This window comes from Vibrio sp. Vb0888 (genome assembly GCF_033338835.1).
Classification (GTDB): Bacteria; Pseudomonadota; Gammaproteobacteria; order Enterobacterales; family Vibrionaceae; genus Vibrio; species Vibrio alginolyticus.
The window spans coordinates 1-1,217 of the sequence record NZ_JAWOTL010000203.1 but is presented as its reverse complement, the minus strand read 5'-3'; the positions used below and the strand labels follow the sequence as shown (position 1 = coordinate 1,217).

Genomic DNA, 1,217 nt, shown 5'->3' with positions numbered 1-1,217 from the left:
GAAGACCTGCACGAATAATATTCTCCAACGCTTTGCCCTCTGGTGCTGGCGCAGATAATTTGGCGATAGAGCGACGGTTAAGCAAAAGATCGAGAGCTTCCATGAGCGAGTCCTTATTGAATCTAACTGTTATTTTCTTTGCTGCTCACTTTAGCATAATCCTCTCACTCGAATAACAATCTGTTTTTTAGGGATTATCGTGATGATTCACACAAACCGAGAGTGGCAGAAACAAAAAAGCTGCGCATCACACGCAGCTTTTGAGTCATATAAAGCTTGATGTTATAGCTTCACAGCAAGTTTTACGCCTTGGCGAATTGCGCGCACTGCATCCAACTCACCGGCATGATCAGCACCACCGATGATATGCAGTTTTTCACCAAGTTCAGACCACTTGTCTTCAAAAGGACGTACTGATTCCTGTCCCGCACAAATAACAACTTTATCAGCCTCTAAAAGTTGCTCCTTACCATCTACATGAATGTGTAAACCGTTGTCATCAATTTTGTCATAAGACACGCCACCAAGCAGATGCACTCCGCGTTTTTCTAATGTGCGTTTATGGATCCACCCTGTCGTTTTACCCGGCCCTTTACCAACACGACCTTTGCGACGTTGAAGCACCCACACTTCTTTGTCACTCACCGCGTCTGTGTAAGGATACAATCCACCTGGTTGCGACATTTCTTTATCAATGCCCCATTCATGCAGCCAATCATCCAACGTTTGCCCTGCTGGCTCGGTAATCATTGTTGCAACATCAAGACCAATACCACCAGCACCAACAATGGCGACTTTTTCACCGACAGGCGTTTTGTCACGAATCAGCGTTTGGTAATCCACCACTTTTTCTGCATTATCAATACCTTCGATATTGACCTTACGAGGTTCAACACCAGAAGCCATCACAACCTCATCGTACTCTGTCAGCAAATCGTAGTTCGCTTCCGTAGACAAATGCAGATTTACACCCGTTTCATCAATTCGATTAGCAAAGTATCGAATCGTTTCTCTGAATTCCTCTTTACCCGGGATTTGCATCGCTAAGCGGAATTGCCCACCAATCCGGTCGTTCTTTTCAAACAGATCAACTTTATGACCACGTTCAGCTAAAGTCGTCGCACAAGCTAAACCAGCAGGGCCTGCGCCTACAACGGCAATATGTTTCTTCTTGAACGTTGGTTCAACCACAATTTCTGTTTCGTAACAGGCAAGTG

At 45.0% G+C, this 1,217-nt stretch carries 1 protein-coding gene and 1 pseudogene; both read right to left on the bottom strand.

Annotation, left to right across the window (positions count from 1 at the left end):
* Window positions 1-103: pseudogene (locus R7P72_RS25025) on the bottom strand (nitroreductase); the annotation flags it as partial.
* Between the two features lie 179 nt (window positions 104-282).
* A partial coding sequence (locus R7P72_RS25020) for an FAD-dependent oxidoreductase (RefSeq protein ID WP_318110962.1) occupies window positions 283-1,217 on the bottom strand: 935 nt, incomplete at its 5' end.